The organism is Legionella worsleiensis (assembly GCF_001467535.1).
In the GTDB taxonomy this organism is placed as follows: Bacteria; Pseudomonadota; Gammaproteobacteria; order Legionellales; family Legionellaceae; genus Legionella; species Legionella worsleiensis.
On record NZ_LNZC01000029.1, the window covers coordinates 86516 to 108497 of the forward strand.

The following is a 21982-nucleotide window of genomic DNA, read 5'->3' on the forward strand; positions in this document are numbered from 1 at the left end:
TACGAAGTCGTATTACAGGGTGTTTAATCTGGGAAAGTTTTTTTATGGCAGGGTATCTCTGGTGCATGTACGATTTGATAAGATCGGTAATCTGACTTCCTGTATTACGACGTTGTCTAATACAGTATCTACGCTTAAATAAGTCACAAATCCATATATGTAGCCTGTAATAGACGAAGTCGTATTACAGGGTATAGCCAATCTGGGGATATTTTTTATGGCAGGGTATCTCTGGTGCATGTACGATTTGATGAGATCGGTAATCTGACTTCCTGTATTACGACGTTGTCTAATACAGGCTACGCTTAAATGAGTCACAAATCCATATATGTAGCCTGTAATAGACGAAGTCGTATTACAGGATGTTTAATCTGGGAATATTTTTTTATGGCAGGGTATCTCTGGCGCATGTACGATTTGATGAGATCGGTAATCTGACTTCCTGTATTACGACTTTGTCTAATACAGGCTACGCTTCGATTACTACTGCCCAACCTATATTTTTCGGTGTTTTTTAAATGAATTTATACGATACTTACTGGATAAGGTATTCCTTCACACTCACTGCCCTCAGGTTCAGGATGACTTTGGGTATGAAACCTTAAACCAATCACTGCATCAACAATTTGCTCTACTTCACCCTTTTCAGCCCAGAAACTTTGAAAAGCCATGGGATAACGCTTTAACAGCTTATTTTTAAATATCTCTTTTGAATCATCATCTAATTGAGCCAGAATTTCGCTTAAAACATCTTTTTTTTGCACGTTCTTGTCACTTTGCAGCGTTCTTTGGGAGCAAAGCTGTTGAATTTTTTCATTAATGACCTTTTTAAGATACTGTCGAGCGCATTGAGGGTTCATGGCTTTAACTACAGCTGCGTAATCAGTATGACTAAAAAGTCGCTGACTGAGCCTGGAGTTAAAGATTGTCTTATCAGACGTTTGACCTAGGGTGAGTATCTGCGTTAAATGTTCGGAATGATGTACCTCAGGTTTGTTTAAGTATACATGCTCCTTTATAGCCAACTTCCAATTATGGGGAATCATACGCCAACATAAATTCATCACGGTTAAAAGCACTACACTTAATGCGCAGGCACTCCCTAGAAGAGGAGCAACAGGAGTCAACATAACAAAGGTAATAGTTCCAGAAATTGCGGTTAATAAAGCCAAAATATGCGCATTACTAAAAGAAGCCTGAATATAATGCATTCTTTGCACCGAACCAGGCGAAGACTCATATGCTCTGTACAGGTTAAGCGCCAACATAATGCTTTGGTGCACCCCTGCTAAAACAATACTGGTCAGAAAAAACCACGGACCTGCAACAAAAGTGCTCTGCAAAAAAGTGGCAATAACGCTACCGTACATAGAGACACAAGCCAAAAGTGAACACACCGTTGCGACAACAAAGCCAAACCATTTATCAAAATTTTTATTCTCGGCGCAAGCAAGTTGATATCCGCTCAGGGCAGCAGATACCAACAACAAAATGCCAATAAAGGGAAGCATGACGTAAAAAAAAGGAGAGCCGTTAAATGCGGCAAAAAGGCGTGGATCTGCCATCACGCCAAAAAGTCCTATATCTTGAATCTCTTTTACATACGCAACCGCTTTTTGAATGAGGTTGAAAAGCATCAATCACCCCAAGATTACTGTCTTAAGTGCGGAAACAGAATAACATCACGTATGGATTGAGAATTGGTAAACAACATAACCAGACGATCAACACCTATACCCTCACCTGCTGTAGGCGGCAAACCGTATTCCAGAGCTTCTATATAGTCGCTGTCATAATGCATGGCTTCCTGATCCCCTGCGTCTTTTTCTTCAACCTGCTTTTTAAAGCGCTCCGCTTGATCTTCTGCGTCATTTAACTCGGAAAAACCATTTGCGATTTCGCGTCCAGCAATGAAAAATTCAAACCTGTCGGTTACCTCTGGATCTGCATCACTGCGTCTTGCCAATGGAGAAATTTCAGTAGGATAGGCCGTAATGAATGTGGGTTGAAACAATTGGTGCTCAACAGTTTCTTCAAACACGATCATTTGCAATTTACCCAAACCGTCAGAGTCTTTATAAGGCAAAGCTAAGCGGTCAAGAATGGCTCTACACTCCTGAATATTTTCCAATTGTTGGGGCGTAATATCAGAGTGGTGGGCAATAATGGCTTCTTTGACCGTCATGCGGGTAAAGGGTTTATTAAAATCAATCATATGCCCTTGATACTCAACCTGACGAGTACCTAACACTTCGTCACAAAGATGATGCAACAACTCTTCAGTAAAGTTCATCAAATCCTGGTAATCAGCATAGGCCTGATAAAATTCTATCATAGTAAATTCAGGGTTATGACGGGTAGAGATGCCTTCATTACGGAAGTTACGATTTATTTCATATACTCGCTCAAATCCGCCAACAACGAGACGTTTTAAATACAACTCTGGCGCAATCCGCAAAAACATAGTCATATCAAGACTGTTATGATGAGTAACAAAAGGACGAGCCAGCGCACCACCTGGAATAGGATGCATCATGGGCGTTTCTACTTCAAGATACTTATTGGCGTCCATAAAGTGTCTAAATGCCTGAATTAATCGTGAACGAATTAAAAAGGTTCTTCTACTCTCTTCGTTTGCAATCAAATCCACATATCTTTTACGATATCTCACTTCCTGGTCGGCCAAACCGTGGAATTTATCAGGTAAAGGACGCAATGATTTAGTCAGCAGCTCCACATGCTCTGCATTTACGGTGAGCTCACCAGTGTTGGTCAAAAACAACTCGCCCTTAACACCAACTATGTCACCTAAATCCCAATGTTTGAATTGTTCATATACCTCAGGCAGATCGTTGGCTCTAATGTATATCTGAATACGGCCAGATACGTCCTGAATGTGAAAAAAGCTGGCTTTTCCCATAACTCGTCTGAGAACGATTCGTCCGGCTACCGCTACTTTAATGGTTTTCTGAGCTAAAGTTTCTTTATCGCATCCGTCAAACTCACGGTTCAGATCAGCAGCAAGGTGCTCTCTACGAAATTGATTAGGGAAATCAAAACCTTGCGTTCTCAGGTCGGCCAATTTTTGCTTACGAATATGATATACTTCACTTTCATCTAAATGCTCATCAGTCATACTACGCCACTCCTGCTTTTAAACTTGCTTCTATAAATTGATCCAGTGCACCATCCAATACAGCCTGTGTATTACTTGTTTCAACACCGGTACGTAAATCTTTTATTCGTGATTGATCCAAAACATAAGATCGAATCTGGGATCCCCAGCCAATGTCTGACTTGGACGCTTCCAGAGCCTGCTGCTCCGCATTTTTCTTTTGCATTTCCAACTCATACAATTTGGCACGCAACTGCTTGAAGGCTTGATCTTTGTTTTTATGTTGACTGCGGTCATTCTGGCATTGTACAACAATACCTGAGGGAATATGAGTAATACGAACCGCCGAGTCAGTTCGGTTAACGTGTTGCCCACCTGCTCCCGAGGCTCTGTAGGTATCAATGCGCAAATCAGCCGGATTGATTTCAATATCAATATCGTCATCAATTTCAGGTGAAACAAACACCGCAGCAAAAGACGTATGACGTCTGTTTCCTGAATCAAAAGGAGACTTGCGAACCAGTCTGTGAACGCCTGTTTCTGTCCTTAACCAACCGAAGGCATACTCACCTTTAAAATAAATGGTCGCACTCTTGATACCAGCGACTTCACCGGGTGAACATTCTATTAATTCAGTAACAAAACCATGCTGCTCACCCCAGCGCAGGAACATCCTCAATAACATTTCCGCCCAATCCTGAGCCTCTGTTCCCCCTGAACCGGATTGAATGTCCAGATAAGCATTTGCGTTATCCATTTTTCCGGAAAACATTCTTCTAAACTCAAGGCCTGCAACCTGTTTTTCTATCTCATTAACGTCCTCGCCAATTTCATTAATGGCTGACTGGTCGTCCTCTTCTCTGGCAAGTTCAAATAACTCAATCAAGTCGGTTACAGATTGCCCCAGATCTTGCAAAGACTGAACCACCGCTTCAAGTTGCGTTTTTTCTCGTCCTAATGCTTGTGCTTGTTCCGGATTATCCCATACTGTAGGAGATTCTAACTCTCGATTGACTTCTTCCAAGCGTTCCTTTTTGGTTTCAAAGTCAAAGGTACCCCCTAAGCGATTCAATACGCTTGTCAAGATCGTTCAAACTGAGAGTGATTTGATTCACTTCTAACATAAGTGTCTCTCAAAATTAAAGAAAGTGATTTTACCGTGAAAGACAGTTTCTCGCTAGAGTTATTGGCTAGTGTAAACTAGAACGATTCAAATACCGCATGATGCAACCATCAGGTCGTTGTTTTAATAGCAGCCCTGTAGGCTTGCAAATTCATGAGTAATTCAGCTTCGGCATTGGATAAATGACAACTGTTGACTATTTCCTCTTGATTACCACCCATTTCCAATATGCGCAGAGCGTGTTGATAGCCCCCATCGTTGTCTCTGATGTTTTCCAGATTCTGTAATTGATTGTCCATGCTGATTAATTGCGCATTAATTTCTTTCAACTGCTTTGAAAAGACTAAATCCGCATTAATCAAAACAGGGTAATCCCGAAGTAACTGATCTGTGGTTTTTTCTAAGGTATTAATTTTTTCACTAAGAGAGCGAATATGCTTATGCTGTTTTATCAGATAGTTGACAACAAACAAAGCAATCAACGCATTTGTACATATAATAAAAGGGATCATTTTATTTCCTTCTTTTTCTCGTCCTGAGGTTTTTTATCCTGAGGTTTCAAAGGTGAGTTAACTATTGCGTTTCCGGTACTAATGCTATGTACCTGCCCCATTTCGGGATTAATTAGTCGGTCAATTTTTCGATTTGCGGCTATGATAATGTTAACCCTTCGATTTAAACTTCTGCCTTCTTCTGTCATGTTAGTACTGATGGGGTATTGATCTCCATATCCTGTAACCAGAATTCGTCCCGTATCAATTCCATAACCATTTAAAATTCGCCCTACTGTAGCAGCTCGGGTGGCTGACAGTTCCCAATTTGAAGGGTATTGGGGTGTTTCAATAGGCATGTTATCTGTATATCCCTCAATCACTACCGGGTAAGGGTATTTACTGATCTTCTCTGCCAGCCGCATCAACTTGATTAACGCCTCAGCCTTTAATTCGGCCTCACCAGAGTCAAATAATGAACCTGCTTTAATCTGCAACTCTATCCAACCATCCTGCCGGTTTATTTTATAATTACCGTCTTCCAGATCAGATAGTGATTTGCTCAACTCATCAAGTCCATCGTTATACGTTCCCTGGGTTACCGTTTCCTCGGGGCCTTCCTTGGTTAATTCGGATGATTGAACTGCCTTACTTTTATCTTTTTTATCGAAAGCAGTTTTCATCCCATCAGACAGAGATTTGTATTTGGATACATTAACAGAAGAAATAGCGTACATCACCACGAAAAAGGCAAACAATAAAGTAATAAAATCAGCATAAGATACCACCCATCGGTGGCTGTCTATATGTTCTTCTGCTTTATTTCTTCTTGATTTCATTGTGCTTATGCCGCCCAAAATTATTTAGTTTCAATTCCAGCATATTCGGACTCTCTCCATTGGCTATTGCCACTAATCCTTCCAATATCATCTCATCAAAATGTACTTTGAGAGAAACACAACTTTTTAATTTATTGGCTACGGGAAGAAAAATCAGGTTTGCAAGCCCCACCCCGTAGATAGTAGCAACGAAGGCTACAGCAATTCCTAACCCTAATTGACTTGGATCCGCAAGATTTCTCATGACCTGGATCAATCCAAGCACCGCACCTAATATACCAATAGTTGGACTGTAGCCTCCCATACTTTCAAATACTTGAGCGGCTTTTGTATCATGCATCTCATTGCGTTCAATCTCAGTTTCTAAAACTTGTCTTATGGTTTGTTTGTCAACACCTATCACCAATAACTCAAGACCTTTGCAAATCAAGGGATTGGTTTCGTAATCCAAATGTTCTTCCAAGGACAACAACCCAAGCTGACGTGCTTTTCTTGCCATATCAATCAGTAAATTTCGACTGACTTCAAAATCCAGTTTTGGGGGTCTGAATATCCAGGGTAAAACCCTGAATGCTCTTTTGAATGTTGGCATTGGGGTTTGCACCATTACAGCGCCGAAAGTACCACCCATGACAATTAATAAAGCAGAAATATTGAGCAGAGAGTGAATATCTCCGCCTTCGTGTATCTGGCCGATAATTATAGACAAAAAACCTGTAAGTAAACCAATTAGAGTTAATGCATCCATTATTATTATTTATTCCGTTATCCGCGACCTGATGCGCAGAGTTGCCTGACTTAGAATTTGAGAAATTCGTGACTCACTCACTTCCAGAATCTCTCCAATTTCCTTCAAATTCAAATCCTGTTCGTAATACAAAGACAATACCATTTGCTCCTTCTGTGGGAGCCCCTCAATCACCTGGGCAAGCCTGCTCATCAAATCCTTATGCATCACCTGGACATGAGGTTCTGTAGACTCACCGCCCCCCTCACTATGTAACATGTCATCTGTTACGCCTAAATCATCAAAGCCATACAAGTGACTACTGGCAGAATCTTGTAGCATGTCATGATATTCATTTAGAGACAATCCCAATTCTTCAGCTATTTCTACATCTTTGGCTTCACGGCCATGTCTGTTCTCGAGATTGCGTACCGCTTCAGATATCATTCTTGAATTACGGTATACAGAACGAGGGACCCAATCGTTTCGCCTCACCTCATCGAGCATATGACCTCTAATTCTGATACCGGCATATGTTTCAAATGATGCGCCTTTTGTCGAATCATAATGTATTGCAGCTTCTAGTAAGCCAAGCATCCCTGCCTGAATTAAATCATCAAGTTGTACACTCTGCGGTAAACGGCCGAGTAAATGATGAGCGATACGTTTCACCAATATTGCATGACTTTTTACCAGTGTTTCCTGGGTTTGTTGATTTACTTTGCTGTATGCAGCTAAAGCATCCACGACACTCTCCTTACAATAACAGCACAAGGTAATTGATACTACGAAAATCGTTTACAAAATCGGTAAAGCTAACTTAAGTATAGTGAATAATTTAAAAATCACCTGCAACTAATCGTTCTAAAAAGAAACTGGTGTTTCCACCCAAAGCCGGCTTGATAGACCAATTACTTACATTATAGGCTAACTCTCGTAAAGCTTCAGAAGCCTCTGCATCCGGATACGCTGTGAGAACGGGTTTTTGCATTTTTACCGCACGATGGATGTGTTCATCAAAAGGTATCGCTCCTAGATAGTCTAGTTGAACATCAAGAAATTGCTCAGAAACTCTGAATAATTTATTAAATAATTCACGGCCGTCTTTCATACTTCGTACCATATTGGCCAAGACATGAAAGTGAGTCCACTCATACCGCTTACTCATCACTTTGATTAAAGCATAAGCATCAGTTAACGAAGTGGGTTCATCGCAAACCACCACGATAAGTTCCTGGGATGAGCGAGCAAAACTTAAAACCGTATCAGAAATCCCGGCTGCGGTATCTATGATTAAATAATCCAGATCGTCTGTTAATTCGTTAAATGCATCAATGATTCCTGCATGTTCTGCATGAGTAAGGTGGGTCATAAATTCCGTACCCGAAGCTGAAGGGATAACACGGATTCCATTTGGGCCTTGCAGGATAATGTCACTGAGGTGACATACGCCCTGCATTACATGCGACAAGTTATACTTTGTATGCAAGCCCAGCATGATATCCACATTAGCTAATCCAAGATCGGCATCGAGCAACATCACGTTTTTATTTAATTGTGCCAAAGCTACAGCCAAATTAACTGACACATTACTCTTTCCCACGCCCCCTTTTCCTGCACTGACTGCAATGACCGTTACAGGTTTGGAACGCGATAAATTACGCAAACCAGAGGCTTGATCTTTGATGCTGTTACTGTACTTAGACATAATGCTCACTCCCAACATGCGACTGTTCCTTTCTAATAACAGCATCCCCCTGAAACAGTTGAATTTCCTGCTGTGCGAATAACTCAACGAGTTGATGACGTGTAGCCATTTTGATGTCTTCTGGAACACGCTGCCCATGGGTCAAATAACTTACACCTAATCGTGACTCTATGACGGCACTTAAAGCCCCGCCTATGGCAAGAGATTCATCCAGTTTGGTTAAAATACACTGATCCACTGTATTAGCCTGATAACGCTTGATGGCATCAATAAGCACCTGATAATGGCTTGTAGCGGGCAATACCAAAACTTTGGATATGGATTGGTGATGAGTACTTAAAACCTGCATCTGCCTGACAACACGCTCATCAGCGGGATTCATTCCAGCGGTATCAATCAAGATCAGTTTTTTATCACTTAATTGGCGCAGTACCCGAGTCAACGAAACCTCATCCTGGGCAACACATACCTTAACTCCAAGAATTTTCCCATAGAGTACAAGCTGTTCCTGTGCTGCGATTCTGTAGGTATCCATGGTCACCAGACCAAGTTTATCAGCGCCAAACCGCAAGCTAAATCGTGCCGCAATTTTGGCGAGAGTTGTAGTTTTACCGACCCCGGTTGGCCCTACAAAGGCATAAACGCCCCCTTCTTCTATTCTGTTGGTATCTCGAATGGGTATTTGTTCAGTAACTTGTGCAAGGATATATTGCCAGGCGCGCTGCTCATTGAGATCTGGACGAACTGATTTCGCCCATAAGGCAGCGGTTGTATGACTTACTCCCAGATATAACAGTTTTTGCAGCAACACAGTATGAAGAGGATTACCTCCTCCGAGATTACCTCTCAATTGCGCTTCTAACATCCCTCTTAGCGTTTGAATTTCCTGCTTCATGTCATCAAGAGGAGTATTATGCGTGGCATAGCGTTCAACTTGAGTAGGAGGCTCAGCGGATGCAACGGCTGCATCGGGAGTTAATATGGATTCATCATAATCAATGGCAGCAACTATCTCTACACCACCTTCAACATGATGACTGGATAAAATGACCGCATCAGGACCAAAAGTCGTCTTGATTTGTTGCATCGCACTGCGTGTGTCTGCTGCGACAAAACGTTTTAATTTCATAAAGCCTCCTGCTTTTGAAACCTACTTAAAGTCTCGGTGCCTAACCTACTGTTCCAATAATTTTTATTTGTTTGTTATCAGGAATTTCCTGATAAGATAAAACATGAAAATCATTGGATATGTTACGCACAAATCGTGCCAAGACGGATCGAAGACCTGGTTGAACCACCAATACCGAACTCTCTTGTTTCGCTTGTTGCTGCAAGGCAAATTGAGACAGAGAGTGTTGTATTCTATCAGCCATACCTGGTTCAAAACTTACCCCGGCACTTCCACTGTTTTGAATTGTATTTTGCAATAACTGTTCCAACTCTGGCTTTAAGGTAATAATAGGGAGTTCTTCGTTTAATCCACTGATTTTTTGAGTAATCAAACGGGACAATGCGATTCTGACCTGACTTATTAAAAATTCAGCATCTTTTGATTTTGGCGCATTTTCCGCCAAAGTTTCGACTATCGTACGAATATCGGTTAATGGAATATGCTCCAATAACAATCCTTGTAATACTTTACTGACTAATCCTAAAGTAAGGCCATCAGGAACCAGTTCTTTGACCAGTTTAGGAGAGCTAACCGCCAATTTATCGAGAAGTTGTTGCGTTTCTTCGTAGCCAAGTAATTGCTGACTGTTTTGTTCCAATATATGACTTAGATGAGTCGCAACGACGGTAGAAGCATCCACAACAGTATAACCCAGAGTATGGGCATGTTCTTTTTGGCTTTCATTTATCCATACTGCTTCCATACCAAAAGCAGGATCTTTTCCTTGTATTCCCTCCAGCTCACCAAAAACCTGACCGGGATTTATAGCCATCCATCTGTCGGGATGAATAGTGGCCTCTCCCATCACAACACCAGCCAAACTAATGCGATAATGATTTGGTTTCAAATCAAGATTATCTCTGATATGAACAGAGGGAATCAAAAACCCCAATTCCTGCGAAATTTTCTTACGCACTCCTTTAATACGAGAGAGCAATACGCCTCCTTGCGCACTGTCAACCAAAGGAATTAAGCGATATCCCACCTCAAGGCTTATCACATCTACAGGATTAACGTCATCCCAGGATAATTCATTCGCACTGGTGTCTTTAATTTGGGCAGGATCGGCTTGACTCTCAGCTTGGTCTTTAACACGCTCTTTTTCCTTGTTAATGAATAAATAGGCGATTGCTGCTAATCCTGCGGCCAACAACAAAAAGGCAATATGCGGCATACCGGGTATTATTCCGATTAAACCAATAATCGCAGCAGCGATGATGAGAGAACGTGGGTTGGCAAAAATTTGCGACAAAACCGCTTGCCCCATATTCTGGGCACTTGAGACACGGGTAACGATTATTGCAGCTGCCGTAGATAAAACAAGAGAAGGTACCTGCGCAACCAAACCATCTCCAATGGTTAATAAAATATAATTGTGCAGGGCGTCATTTAAACTCATTCCATGTTGCACTATACCTATTATCAAACCGCCTACTATGTTGATCACCAGAATTAATATCCCGGCTACCGCATCTCCACGGACGAACTTGCTGGCACCATCCATGGAGCCATAAAAATCGGCTTCCTGAGCAACATCGGTTCTGCGCTTTACTGCTTGTTCCTGATTGATTAATCCGGCATTAAGATCCGCATCAATCGCCATTTGTTTTCCCGGTAAAGAATCTAGGGTAAAACGTGCGCTAACCTCAGATACCCTGCCAGCACCCTTAGTAACAACCACAAAATTAATGACAACCAGTATAATGAAGACAACCAGACCAACAGTGTAATTTCCGCCAATCACAACCTCACCAAAAGACTCAATTACCTGACCTGCAGCATCAGTTCCATTATGGCCGTGTAACAATACCACTCGGGTTGACGCCACGTTCAGCGCCAGGCGCAATAAAGTAGCCAGTAAGATAACCGTTGGAAAAACTGCAAAATCCAAAGGACGTTCACTGTATATAACCGCCAACAAAACAACCAGGGATAAAGCGATATTAAAAGTAAAAAAGACATCCAATAGAAACGTGGGTAAGGGCAACATCATCATACTGAGCATGACGATAAGCATTAAGGGGGTACCAAGCCCCTGACGCATCCAGTAATCCAGGTAATGAAGTACTTTATCCATTAAATGTCCTCCTCTGCTTCACGTTCCAAATCGGGGGGAATAGGAACATTTTGCAAGATTTCAGGTTTATAATCGTAATGTTGTGTATCTTTCAACTGAAAGACGTAAGCTAGAACCTGCGCTACGGCAACGTACAATCCTCGGGGAATTTCTGCATTTAATTTGGTCGAGAAATAAATCGCCCTTGCCAGGGATGGAACGGCAATAATTGGAATCTGATGCGATTTACCCACTTTACTAATTTGAAAAGCAATAAGATCCTTTCCTTTAGCAACAACGACCGGCGCCCTGTTTCCCTTTTTCTTGTAAGATATGGCCACAGCGTAATGAGTAGGGTTAGTTAACACCACGTCTGCTTTAGGAACTTCATTCATCATCCTGCGTCTGGCAAGCTCTTGTTGCGCTCTGCGTATTGCGCTTTTTACTTCAGGTTTACCCTCGGTTTCCTTGTATTCATCTTTTAATTCCTGTTTGGTCATTTTCATTGATTTGCTGTGTTCATACAATTGAAAAGGGACGTCGACCGCAGCAATCAAAATCAAACTTGATGAAATAAAAACAAATGACTTAATGATGATAAAACCACCGGAGATAATCGCTGTGTCTATAGATGCATTACCCAATGCCAATAACGCTGGAATTTGGGTTTTAAGTACAATGATAGAAACCGCCCCCACAAGAACGAACTTGAAAAAAGACTTAATCATCTCGACAAAGCCTTTTAAAGAAACCATGCGCTTTAGCCCTTTTAGCAGGCTTAATCGAGAAAATTTAGGCGCTAGTGCCTGACTACTAAACACCCATCCGCCCATAAGTAAAGGCGCACCTAAAGACAAAAGAAAAATAACCACCAAAATAGGGACTAGTGACCAAAGCCCTGATTTAGCCAAAAAATAAAGCCGTTCCAGGGCAACAGCTGGAGTAGTCAAAATGAATACATCAAATTCAAAGGCTTGTCGCATCATCTCCATCAGTTGATTTGACAGCTGCTTGCCAAAAATAAGAAATCCTACCCCGGTACATAACAAGATAACCGTTGCATTAAAATCCTTGGAACGGGCTACCTGACCTTTTTCTCGTGATTCTTTTAAGCGTTTCGCCGAGGGTTCTTCTGTTTTTTCCTGGGCTTGTTCTTCATCTGCCATCAGTGCAACATCCCTTTTATAAAGAGCATTCCGTGTTGAATACTCTCAACCATTTGTGTGCCAACGGCACTTAAACCGATTTTTATTACCACAAAACTCATCAGCAAAGTGATAGGAAAACCAAGTGAAAAAATATTAAGCTGCGGTGCAACACGAGTCATGATTCCAAAAGACAAACTCACTATTAACAAAGACAAAATCGCCGGAATGGATATCAATAATGCCTCTTTAAACATCCAACCAGAAAACTGGATAACATTCCATATTAAATTTTTATCCTGAGGAATATGTCCTATAGGCATCATCCTAAAACTTTCCATTAACGCATCAAGCAAAGCCAGATGACCGTTTAACGCCAAAAAAATCAGAACCATCATCATCTGATAGAATTGACTGATTAGCGGTACACTTGCCTTACTGGCAGGGTCTACCATTATGGCAAATCCCAAACCGGCTTGCATGGAAATAATTTGGCCTCCCAATACAAAAACCTGAAAAACAAGCTGTAAAACAAATCCCATCAGAATACCAAAAAGTAACTCCTGCACAATATAAACCAGAAAAAGACCATCAAAATTGATGAACGATAATTGACCCGAAACAAAGGGAGAACAAACCCAGCTCAAAAGACAAAGAAAAAGAATCTTTATTCTCGAGGGTAATAATCCCGAGGAAAAAACAGGAACGGTAAGCATCAATCCGCCAATACGCCCCATAGGCCAAATAACTTGGCTAAACAGGCGAATCATTGATTGATAATCCAGATTCATTGTTTATTCCTTATCCTCGAGTACATACTCCATTATCCCCCAACCAGTCCCATTCATCAGGATATGCCTCTATCCGATTAAATAGGGAATATTGGTAATCAACGTATCGGTATAGTTGACTATAGTTTTTAATAACCATGGACCTGCAAACACCAAAACCAGAAACGTAACAAATAATTTAGGAATAAAACTTAAACTGGATTCGTTGATCTGGGTTGCCGCCTGAAACATAGCAACAACCAAACCCACAACCAAGCCGGGCAGTATCAAAACACTCAATAACAGTAAAATAACATACACACATTCGCTCATCAGCGAAACAACTGATTCTGGTGTCATACCAACTCCTAGGTCATTGCAAAACTTGAAGCAAGAGAGCCTAATACTAAAGTCCAGCCATCCACCATCACGAACAACATGATTTTAAAAGGTAATGAAATGATTAAAGGTGACAACATCATCATACCCATAGCCATCAATAAACTTGATACAACCAGATCAATAATCAAAAAAGGCAAAAATAAAATAAAACCAATTTGAAATGCGGTTTTTAATTCGCTGGTAATAAATGCCGGAATAACTACGCTCATGGGAATATCATTTAATGTTGCCGGATTGTTATCAGCAAATTTTTCAAACAATGACAAATCATTTTTTCGAGTTTGATTCAGCATGAATTGCCTGAGCGGTTTTTGTGCTCTTGCCATGGCTTCGGGAAATTCTATTTTTTCGGCCATGTAAGGTTGAATAGCCTGATCGTTTATGGTGTTAAACACTGGCGACATCACGAAAAAAGTCATAAATAAAGCAATTCCTATCAGTATCTGATTGGTTGGAGTTTGCGCCATTCCTATGGCCTGGCGCAAAATGGACAACACAATAATAATTCGAGTAAAAGCGGTCATGGCCATCAAGAGCCCTGGCAAGACACTTAATACCGTCATAAACAGGAGAATTTGCAGATTTACGCTATAAGATTGCGCACCATTAGCACCCGCATTTACAGTAACCGCAGGTAAAGAAAGAGGATCGGCATATGCCCATACTGGCATCAAAGAAAAAAATAACGTTACAAGCAAAGAATAATACTTGTTCATTTTGATGTTCCAACCGCTGATTTAAGAAGATGAGCAAAAGTTGCTTTGTTGTTCAACTCAAAACCTGAAGGCAACTCCTCACCAAAATCATATAAAAGATTCACAGAACAAGAACCCACCCCCATTAACAAATATCGTGTTCCAGCCTTAATCAAAAGAATTCGTTCTTTGGGTCCAAGAGTCAAACTGGCTAATGATTGCAATCCGTTTGATGAAGAGAAATTCGCTCCATGTAACCGTTTGACGACCCAGGAGAGTAAAACAATAACCAACAAGACCAGAAGTAATCCCGAAAATACTCTCAGCAATTCACCCTGAGAAATCATGTTCGATGCCCCTGTTCCAACCGCATGAGCTTCAGAAAGGACAGAACAGAGCAACAGGATGACAAAGCAGTATGTTTTTGTAATCATTTGAGACGTTTAATCCTTTCTGCCTTGCTGACTATGTCAGTTAAGCGAATTCCAAACTTATCGTTAACCACAACCACCTCACCGTGAGCGACCAAGGTTCCATTCACCAATACGTCAAGGGGATCACCTGCCAACCTGTCCAAGGCAACGATACCTCCCTGATTTAACTGAAGTAGATTACGAATGGTCATCTTGGTACGTCCTACCTCAACCGTTACGGATACAGGGATATCCAGGATTAACTCCATCTTATCGTTTTCAGCATCCTGTCCATGGGTGGCATCCTGAATCACATCTTCCGCTGCGCCTGCTTTTGCGTCCGTCATTTTTATCCCCTTCTTAATAACTGATTTTTTCAATAATTTTTAAAGCTCGCTTGTCATTGGCACTTCCCAGTGTTGAGGTGAAACATGGGGTGTCTTCAATATCCATGGTAACGATATCGTTCAATAACAAAGGAATGAAATCACCAACCTGCCAGGTCATTACCGCACCTAATGTACTTTCTGTTTCCGCCATTGCGGCAGTTACGGTTAATTCCACTTCCATTAATTCTTCCCGGAGTAATTTAACCCAATCGTGATCAATTTCATCATCATGTCGGGAAGCACCTAACTCTAATTGCTGTTTAATGGGCTCAACCATGGAATAAGGTAAAATAAAATAAAAAGAGCCCACTTCTTTACCGAAATTTATAGTAAAACGGGTCACCAAAAGCATTTCGTTAGGCTCAGCAATATTAACGAGCTGAGGGTTAGTTTCATCATTAAATTTAGTTATTTCCAGCTGAATAATAGGTTCCCACGCATGAGTCAGGTTTGTAACCAGTTTCTTGGTAGCCACTTCCATTACTCTTAACTCCGTTGCGGTATAATCTGTTTTATCCTTTTGCGCAAAGAACTGAGAGCTGCCACCAAAATAATAATCAACCAAATCATAAACAAAGATGCTGTCAAACAAGAGAATCCCTTTGCCGCGCAAGGGTTTAAATCGATAAATGCTCATCAAGCTGGGATTAGGTAACCCGCCCATAAAATCACGATGTTTTACCACCTGAAGGGGTTCTTGTTTTATTTCAAAATCATTGGCGGTTAACTGGTAAATGTCTGTAGCAAACAAACGTACTGCCCGGTCGTATATTTTATCAAGCACAGGCAGTTGGCCTTTGACTATACGTTCCTGTGCCGCAAAATTGATTATTTTTACTTCTTCTTCAGCAAGAGAACCACTCTCCTCCTCTTCCTGAGCTGCCTGCCCTTCGGCTTTAGCCGATTTTTTTTTGCGTGATGGTTTTTCTTCGGAATGCTGTTCTTTGGTTTGCTCTGCTGCATCATCGGTACCACCACCAACTGACTCAAGCAGAGCATCTATTTCTTCCTGGGATAAAACATCTTTCTCAGCCATAATCAATCCATTCCCATTCGACAGTAAAACCGGTACTTTATATTCAAGTACTGTCCAAAATAATTACAATTCCCTATCATGATGCTCAGGAATATTTAATCCTTTCCATGCAAAGTGCATGCCATAAAAAATTATAATTTAAAATCAATGGGCTACATCACAACATGCTTCTAATTTGGCATAATGAAATCATATCTGTCAATCAATTGACAAAAATATTTACCCTATCACGATACAATCATGAAGTGCATCCCTCAACGGTTGCGAACAGCCAAGCACTTTTTTATAAAAAATAGGTACTACCAAGTTTCATGCCTGCGCAGTGGGGAGTGTAAAACCTGGTAAGCTCAATTAAATTCGTGGGGAGTTACGATGCTTAAAAGGACTAGATTATTTTTGCAATAAAGGTACCCTATTCAAAAAGATTTAAAACAGAAAGGAAATAGAGTAACAGGGCAAACGCATCTAAATTATGAACATAAATCTTCACCATTTTGCCTACGTCCTGCGCTTTATGCGCAGGATCCATGCGATCTTAGTGCAGGCAAAGATCTGGATTCTGCGCATAAAGCGCAGAACGTAGGCGTCTTGGTCTTAGATAATACGTTTAGATGCGTTTACCCTGAATAGAGTAAATGGGGAGTATGAAACCACCCTATTCACTAATTTTGTTCATCCTGGCATTTCTGTTGCGCTAAAGTTCCGCATTTGTCTTCACAATCAATATCCTCAGAAGTAAGACAGGCATCATCTATACAATCCTGAGTTGCCTCATCCACACAAGTCATTTGATCAAGTTCCTGCGCTCCTTCAACGTCTGATGGAATATCGGCAGCAACAACTGCAGTAGATAAAAAGACAAGAAACACGGCAATCATCCAGGTGAGACCATCTTTCATAAGATATCCTTTAATCGTTGATTATGAGTCAATTATAGTCAAATAATGAGTGGGGGAATGGGTTTCATTAATAAATAAATCGTGCGAAACTCTTATACCGCAAGATTATCTGATGAATATGCAATGCGTAGCAAAAAAATGACATTGACCAATTTTAGCAGAGCAAAATACAGCGAATCGCTCTGTTTAAGGCCAGATAGCGAACAACAACTCAAACAATATTGCGCAACAGATCATGGCTTTTCTTTACTAACCAGAGGAGCGGGACTAAGTTATAGTGACAGTTGTTTCAATCAAAAAGGTCTTGTAATAGACAACTCACGATTAAATCATCTCATCGATTTCGATGTCAATACAGGCATCGCAATTTGCCAAAGTGGTGCCTTGATTAGCGATTTATTTCTTCTGCATCCAGAGTACATTCCTTGCGTCATCCCCGGAACAGTACATTGCACGCTTGGCGGAGCAATTGCTCATGACGTTCATGGTAAAAACAACCCTCAAGAGGGTAGCCTGGGACACCAGGTTGAGTGGTTTGACTTAATCATTAACCGTAATATTTATCACTGCAGCCGCCAAGAACATGATGATTTATTTCGTGCAACACTTGCCGGTGCTGGTTTAACAGGCATTATTACCCGCATAGGGATCCGCTTAAAAAAAGCGTCTTTAACCGTGCAAGCAGAACACAAACAAATACACTGCCTCAAGTTACTAACCCAGGATATGGTAACCCATGGCCTAAAATACGACTATCAGGTAGCCTGGCTGGATCTCTTAAATCCAGAGCCTCGAGCTATTCTCTCGCAGGCCAGTCATTGTGATGCCATTTCTTACCCCACACACCAGAATTACAGTGTTTGTAAACTTCCTTTTGGTTTAATTAAAGAGTGGAATATGCGCTTGTTCAATAAACTCTATTTTAAAAGCAAAAAACCTACAGAAAAGCTGTCTCTGTTAGAATTTAATAATCCACTGGATAAAATAAGACATTGGAACCGCCTCTATGGCCCCAAAGGGCTTATCCAGTTCCAAGCTGTTTTCGATGTGAAAAACGCCTCTACGACCATAGAACAGCTGATAGAGATTATCAGAACTCATAAAGCCTGTCCGACGCTTGCGGTGCTGAAACTGTTAATGCGTTCAGGAGAGGGATTGCTGTCTTTTTGTACGCCAGGCTTTACTTTGGCTATTGATTTTATTAATAATGTTCAGGCTCATAAAGCAATCATAAAGATGAATCAACTCATCACCGAACTTAATGGCCGCATTTATTTGGCTAAAGATCTGGTACTTACCCCAGAACAATTTCGCACTCAATACACTCAACATGCTCAGTTCTCAGAAATTCTTAATCACTACCAATCAACTATGAGCTCGGATTTGTCTACCCGATTGGGAATTACATCATGAGCAAAAGAACATGGGTTATCATAGGCGCTACATCAATTATCGCAGAAGAATTTGCGCATTGCGCTGCAAAGGAAGGGAACGCATTACGTTTAGTTGGACGAGATACAGAACAGCTCCACCTCATCGCAAGAGATTTGGAACTGAGATATCATGTTCCTTGTGATGCCATAGTAATGGATTTTACCCAGCCACCCCACGAGTTATTATCTGTATTCAAACAAAATGATCAGGAGCTGGATTTATTTATCGCGCACAGCGATTTTACGGAAAACGAACACCTTACGCCTCAATCTATTACCCAGTTAATACAGGTTAACGTTTTGGCAACAACGGTGCTTATTCAAGCCTATCTAAACCGAAATCAAGAAAAATATCATCTTATTTTTTTAAGTTCTGTCGCTGCCTGTAGAGGGCGGAAAAAAAACAGTTTGTATGGCGGAAGTAAAGCTGCTATAGAAGTATATCTGCAAGGATTACAACAAGCAGCACCTTCAGATCAGCACATTACTGTCGTGCGTTTAGGATTTATAGACACCAGGCAAACCTATGGTCTTGCTGGAATATTTTATGCCGCCCCGCCCAAAGATTGTGCCAAATTATGTTGGAAGCTGCACACCACTAATAAAAATATGACCTATTTTCCCAAATTCTGGAGAATAATCATGGGAATCGTGACACGAATCCCCTTTTTTTTATATAAACGAATGAGCTCCATGTAAATAATGTAAATCTATATGCTCGGTTCACTGACATAGAGAGTCACTGGCATACCAGCAAAATCTAAAGTTTCAACTGTAGCGTGCTTGATTTTTTCCTTAACCACATCACCATCCAGAAAATAAGGGATTCCTAAAAGAATACCACCAGGTATTTGATGATTGACCCGACTTTTAACCCCCCCCGAAATGACATTAATCATTTCGTTTATTGCGTCCATCATATCCAATTGCGAGATAACGGTATCTTCAGGAGACACAGAAAGGATGATTCGTGCCAAATCCATCAAAACAGGTTCATTGGCTAAAAAACCCAGTTCAATTTGACCTTCATTTGCAGTAAGCATCAGAAAAGAACCTGATAATAATGTGGGATTATTTGCTGAAGTATCGTTTTTATTCATCAAAACAGGCATCTGATCAGCAAAGAGAGCTTGAGCGGCATAATCATTTGCGGATTCTGCAATAACGCTTACCCATGGGATTGTTTGACTGACTTTATTCATTTTGTGTTTATTCCTTAAACAGTGCATCTTGGTTTTATCGTTCTGCGCATAACCTGCATATGCAGTGAAAAGGCAGGGTTATTTTTTTAATTTGTAACAGGGTACTTTGTCTATGCCAATGCGTTCAAAATCTGTGCTGATTCCCAGCGTTGTTTCAGAGCCGCCTAAAAAGAAATAACCATCAGGATGCAAGGTTGCGCTCACCCGTTTAAAAATCTCTTTTTTTGTTTCAACACTAAAATAAATCAATACATTGCGCATAAAAATCAAATCCATTTGCCTTATAGACCATGGATTTTTCAAATTAAGTTTTTGAAAATTAACCATGGAACGAATTTCATCTTTTATTTGCCAGTCACTGCCTTTTTTATCAAAATACTTTACAAGATAAGGTGCTGGAAGCCCTCTATTCACTTCGAGCTGGTTATAAACTCCTTTCTTGGCTCTGGCTATCATTTTATCGGATATATCGCTTGCCAGAAAATTAATACTCCAATTGCCAAGACTGTCTTTTAATTCTTTTAAAATCATGGCAATAGTATATGGCTCTTGTCCGCTTGAGGCCGCCGCACACCAAATATTTAATGTTTTATTTGTTTTTTTAGATACTAATTCAGGCAATATCGTTTTCTTTAAAATCTCAAAAGGATGGATATCACGAAAGAATAATGTTTCGTTGATCGTAATAGAATCAACTATCTTCATTTTTAATTCTTCTGTTGGCCTAAATTTAATTTCGTTAATCAGCTCATCCAAAGAAGAAAATCCTGATTCCTTAGCCAAAGGCGTCAAACGAGACTCAACCAGATATTCTTTACCAGGCTCAAGAACAATAGCAGCCTGCTCATTGATAAATTTTCTGATAAACTCAAAATCGGTAGTGTTCATAGTTAAATTCTTTTTCTATTTACCCGCTGTATGATAGCTTGACTAATATCATCCAAAGGTAGAGTTATATCGGCTAATCCTGCTTTTGATACACTGCCAGGCATTCCCCAAACAACGCTTGTTGGCTCGTCCTGAATAAGGACTTGACCACGTTTTTCTTTAATTGCTCGACAACCATTCAAACCATCTTGCCCCATTCCGGTCATTACGACTCCAAGAGTATGGGAACCAAAGTGATGCACCACAGATTGAAACAAAACATCTACAGCTGGTCTGCAAAAATTAACCACCGGATCCTGATTCAGCTGCACTGTGTAGCGCCCTTCATGAAATGCTAAAGTCATATGAAAATTACCCGGAGCAATCAGCGCCTGACCAGGCACAACCAAATCACCATGTTGCGCCTCTTTCACTGCTATCTTACAGGTTTTATGCAAACCTTCAGCAAGAATACCGGTGAAGATAGGAGGCATATGCTGAACAATTACCACTGGCACCGGAAAATCAGCAGGAATTTGCGGTAGCACTGCTTTCAAAGCGTTAGGTCCACCAGTAGAGGTGCCTATAGCGACAATGTCCACTTTATCAGTACCCGGCACAAAACGAGATGCAGTTTTTCCTATTGGCGAATTTAAACTTAAAGCGGTTTTATCTTTGCCAACCAATCCTTTAATCTTATAAACTAATTCCTCACCTATGGTTTTGATGATTTCCGCATAAGCAGTACCGTTTCCAGGCTTGGTCACGTAATCATTAGCCCCGTAATACAAAGCATTCAGCGTAGCCTCAGCTCCTCGAGAGGTGAGAGAGCTGAACATAATTACGGGGATTTTGATTTGTTTTTTACGAATTTCCAACAGGGTTTCCAACCCGTTCATCTCAGGCATTTCAATATCAAGAATGATAATATCGGGTACGACCTGTTCCAGCTTGGCAAGCGCAAGCGCACCATTTGCAGCAGTAGCCAAGATTTCTATTTCAGGATCTTGGGATAAAACATCCGAAATGACTCTCCGCATGAGCGCCGAATCATCTACCAGCAGTACTCGAATATTTTTCACCTTCATCTCCTGCATAATGAAACCCGATTCAGAACTCTTCCAAGGGAGGTGCAAGCCCCATCATTTGGAGCTTTCCTAGAATTATTTCCTTGGTAAAAGGCTTCATCACGTACTCATTAGCACCTGATACCATGGCTCGGGTTATATGATCCATCTCGGTTTCGGTAGTCACCATCATCATCCATGTTTCCGCAAAATTAGGCTGTTTTTTGGCAATTTTAAGAAATTCCAACCCATTCATCACTGGCATGTTCCAATCAATACATGCCAGATCCAGTGAGTCTACTTCATTCAAACGAGATAGAGCTTCCTCGCCATTACTCGCTTCAAGAATTTCCCAATTACCCAACTCTTTAAAAATACGACCTAACAATGTTCTTGCTGTTTTGGAATCATCAACTAGTAAAACCCTCATATCC

24 protein-coding genes are annotated in these 21982 nt (G+C 40.9%); 2 read left to right on the forward strand and 22 right to left on the reverse strand.

Annotated features, from left to right (window positions below):
* Positions 1-524 precede the first annotated feature (524 nt).
* The 18 genes from Lwor_RS11680 to Lwor_RS11765 all read right to left on the reverse strand — a co-directional run bounded on the left by Lwor_RS11680 (position 525) and on the right by Lwor_RS11765 (position 16979).
* A complete protein-coding gene (locus Lwor_RS11680) occupies positions 525-1637 on the reverse strand; it encodes a hypothetical protein (RefSeq protein WP_058494065.1) in 1113 nt (370 codons plus the stop codon).
* 14 nt (positions 1638-1651) lie between these two features.
* Positions 1652-3136: a lysine--tRNA ligase gene (gene lysS / locus Lwor_RS11685; protein ID WP_058494066.1), complete on the reverse strand. Its 1485-nt coding sequence runs from the start codon at positions 3134-3136 to the stop codon at positions 1652-1654.
* Position 3137: 1 nt separating this feature from the next.
* Positions 3138-4239 (reverse strand): peptide chain release factor 2 gene (gene prfB, locus Lwor_RS11690; RefSeq protein ID WP_115091082.1). Its coding sequence is split into 2 segments (ribosomal slippage): positions 3138-4163 and positions 4165-4239, totalling 1101 coding nucleotides; the frame shifts between segments, so codons are not numbered across the junction.
* A 109-nt stretch (positions 4240-4348) separates the two neighbouring features.
* Positions 4349-4750 carry a DUF2802 domain-containing protein gene (locus tag Lwor_RS11695; protein ID WP_058494068.1) on the reverse strand — a complete coding sequence of 134 codons (402 nt, stop codon included), beginning with the start codon at positions 4748-4750 and terminating at the stop codon, positions 4349-4351.
* Positions 4747-5568: a flagellar motor protein MotB gene (locus tag Lwor_RS11700; protein ID WP_058494069.1), complete on the reverse strand. Its 822-nt coding sequence runs from the start codon at positions 5566-5568 to the stop codon at positions 4747-4749. Before Lwor_RS11700 ends, Lwor_RS11695 begins: the two co-directional genes overlap by 4 nt.
* Positions 5549-6316, reverse strand: a complete 768-nt coding sequence (locus Lwor_RS11705; protein WP_058494070.1) for a flagellar motor protein — start codon at positions 6314-6316, stop codon at positions 5549-5551. Before Lwor_RS11705 ends, Lwor_RS11700 begins: the two co-directional genes overlap by 20 nt.
* Positions 6317-6325: 9 nt before the next feature.
* Positions 6326-7042: an RNA polymerase sigma factor FliA gene (locus Lwor_RS11710; protein WP_058494071.1), complete on the reverse strand. Its 717-nt coding sequence runs from the start codon at positions 7040-7042 to the stop codon at positions 6326-6328.
* Positions 7043-7133: 91 nt separating this feature from the next.
* Positions 7134-8003, reverse strand: a complete 870-nt coding sequence (locus Lwor_RS11715; protein WP_058494095.1) for a MinD/ParA family protein — start codon at positions 8001-8003, stop codon at positions 7134-7136.
* Positions 7996-9132 carry a flagellar biosynthesis GTPase FlhF gene (flhF, locus tag Lwor_RS11720; RefSeq protein ID WP_058494072.1) on the reverse strand — a complete coding sequence of 379 codons (1137 nt, stop codon included), beginning with the start codon at positions 9130-9132 and terminating at the stop codon, positions 7996-7998. The genes Lwor_RS11715 and flhF overlap by 8 nt, the downstream gene beginning before the upstream one ends.
* Before the next feature lie 40 nt (positions 9133-9172).
* Positions 9173-11251 (reverse strand): flagellar biosynthesis protein FlhA, encoded by a 2079-nt coding sequence (gene flhA, locus Lwor_RS11725; protein ID WP_058494073.1) that lies wholly within the window; start codon positions 11249-11251, stop codon positions 9173-9175.
* Positions 11251-12396, reverse strand: a complete 1146-nt coding sequence (flhB, locus tag Lwor_RS11730; protein WP_058494074.1) for a flagellar biosynthesis protein FlhB — start codon at positions 12394-12396, stop codon at positions 11251-11253. Before flhB ends, flhA begins: the two co-directional genes overlap by 1 nt.
* Entirely contained in the window at positions 12396-13166 is a 771-nt protein-coding gene (fliR, locus tag Lwor_RS11735) for a flagellar biosynthetic protein FliR (protein ID WP_058494075.1), read from the reverse strand. Before fliR ends, flhB begins: the two co-directional genes overlap by 1 nt.
* A 69-nt stretch (positions 13167-13235) precedes the next feature.
* On the reverse strand, positions 13236-13505 hold the full coding sequence (fliQ, locus tag Lwor_RS11740) for a flagellar biosynthesis protein FliQ (RefSeq protein WP_058494076.1): 270 nt from the start codon (positions 13503-13505) through the stop codon (positions 13236-13238).
* Positions 13506-13513: 8 nt separating this feature from the next.
* Positions 13514-14218, reverse strand: a complete 705-nt coding sequence (fliP, locus tag Lwor_RS11745; protein WP_415582921.1) for a flagellar type III secretion system pore protein FliP — start codon at positions 14216-14218, stop codon at positions 13514-13516.
* 41 nt (positions 14219-14259) lie between these two features.
* Complete coding sequence (gene fliO / locus Lwor_RS11750) at positions 14260-14676, reverse strand: flagellar biosynthetic protein FliO (protein ID WP_083501628.1); 417 nt, start codon at positions 14674-14676, stop codon at positions 14260-14262.
* On the reverse strand, positions 14673-15002 hold the full coding sequence (gene fliN / locus Lwor_RS11755; protein WP_058494078.1) for a flagellar motor switch protein FliN: 330 nt from the start codon (positions 15000-15002) through the stop codon (positions 14673-14675). Before fliN ends, fliO begins: the two co-directional genes overlap by 4 nt.
* A 13-nt stretch (positions 15003-15015) precedes the next feature.
* Positions 15016-16080, reverse strand: coding sequence for a flagellar motor switch protein FliM (fliM, locus tag Lwor_RS11760; RefSeq protein WP_058494079.1), 1065 nt, complete (start codon positions 16078-16080; stop codon positions 15016-15018).
* Positions 16081-16742: 662 nt separating this feature from the next.
* Complete coding sequence (locus tag Lwor_RS11765) at positions 16743-16979, reverse strand: hypothetical protein (RefSeq protein WP_058494080.1); 237 nt, start codon at positions 16977-16979, stop codon at positions 16743-16745.
* A gap of 123 nt (positions 16980-17102) precedes the next feature.
* Between Lwor_RS11765 and Lwor_RS11770 the strand changes: the two genes are divergently transcribed.
* Together Lwor_RS11770 and Lwor_RS11775 are read left to right on the forward strand one after the other, a co-directional pair.
* Positions 17103-18392 carry an FAD-binding oxidoreductase gene (locus tag Lwor_RS11770; RefSeq protein WP_058494097.1) on the forward strand — a complete coding sequence of 430 codons (1290 nt, stop codon included), beginning with the start codon at positions 17103-17105 and terminating at the stop codon, positions 18390-18392.
* Positions 18389-19111, forward strand: coding sequence for an SDR family NAD(P)-dependent oxidoreductase (locus Lwor_RS11775; protein WP_058494081.1), 723 nt, complete (start codon positions 18389-18391; stop codon positions 19109-19111). Before Lwor_RS11770 ends, Lwor_RS11775 begins: the two co-directional genes overlap by 4 nt.
* Before the next feature lie 11 nt (positions 19112-19122).
* Here Lwor_RS11775 and Lwor_RS11780 read toward each other — a convergent pair whose 3' ends face one another.
* The 4 genes from Lwor_RS11780 to Lwor_RS11795 all read right to left on the reverse strand — a co-directional run bounded on the left by Lwor_RS11780 (position 19123) and on the right by Lwor_RS11795 (position 21978).
* Positions 19123-19614, reverse strand: coding sequence for a chemotaxis protein CheX (locus Lwor_RS11780; RefSeq protein ID WP_058494082.1), 492 nt, complete (start codon positions 19612-19614; stop codon positions 19123-19125).
* A 78-nt stretch (positions 19615-19692) separates the two neighbouring features.
* Entirely contained in the window at positions 19693-20502 is an 810-nt protein-coding gene (locus tag Lwor_RS11785) for a CheR family methyltransferase (RefSeq protein ID WP_058494083.1), read from the reverse strand.
* Positions 20503-20504: 2 nt separating this feature from the next.
* Positions 20505-21563, reverse strand: coding sequence for a protein-glutamate methylesterase/protein-glutamine glutaminase (locus Lwor_RS11790; RefSeq protein ID WP_115091073.1), 1059 nt, complete (start codon positions 21561-21563; stop codon positions 20505-20507).
* A gap of 28 nt (positions 21564-21591) precedes the next feature.
* A complete protein-coding gene (locus Lwor_RS11795; RefSeq protein WP_058494085.1) occupies positions 21592-21978 on the reverse strand; it encodes a response regulator in 387 nt (128 codons plus the stop codon).
* Between the last annotated feature and the right edge of the window lie 4 nt (positions 21979-21982).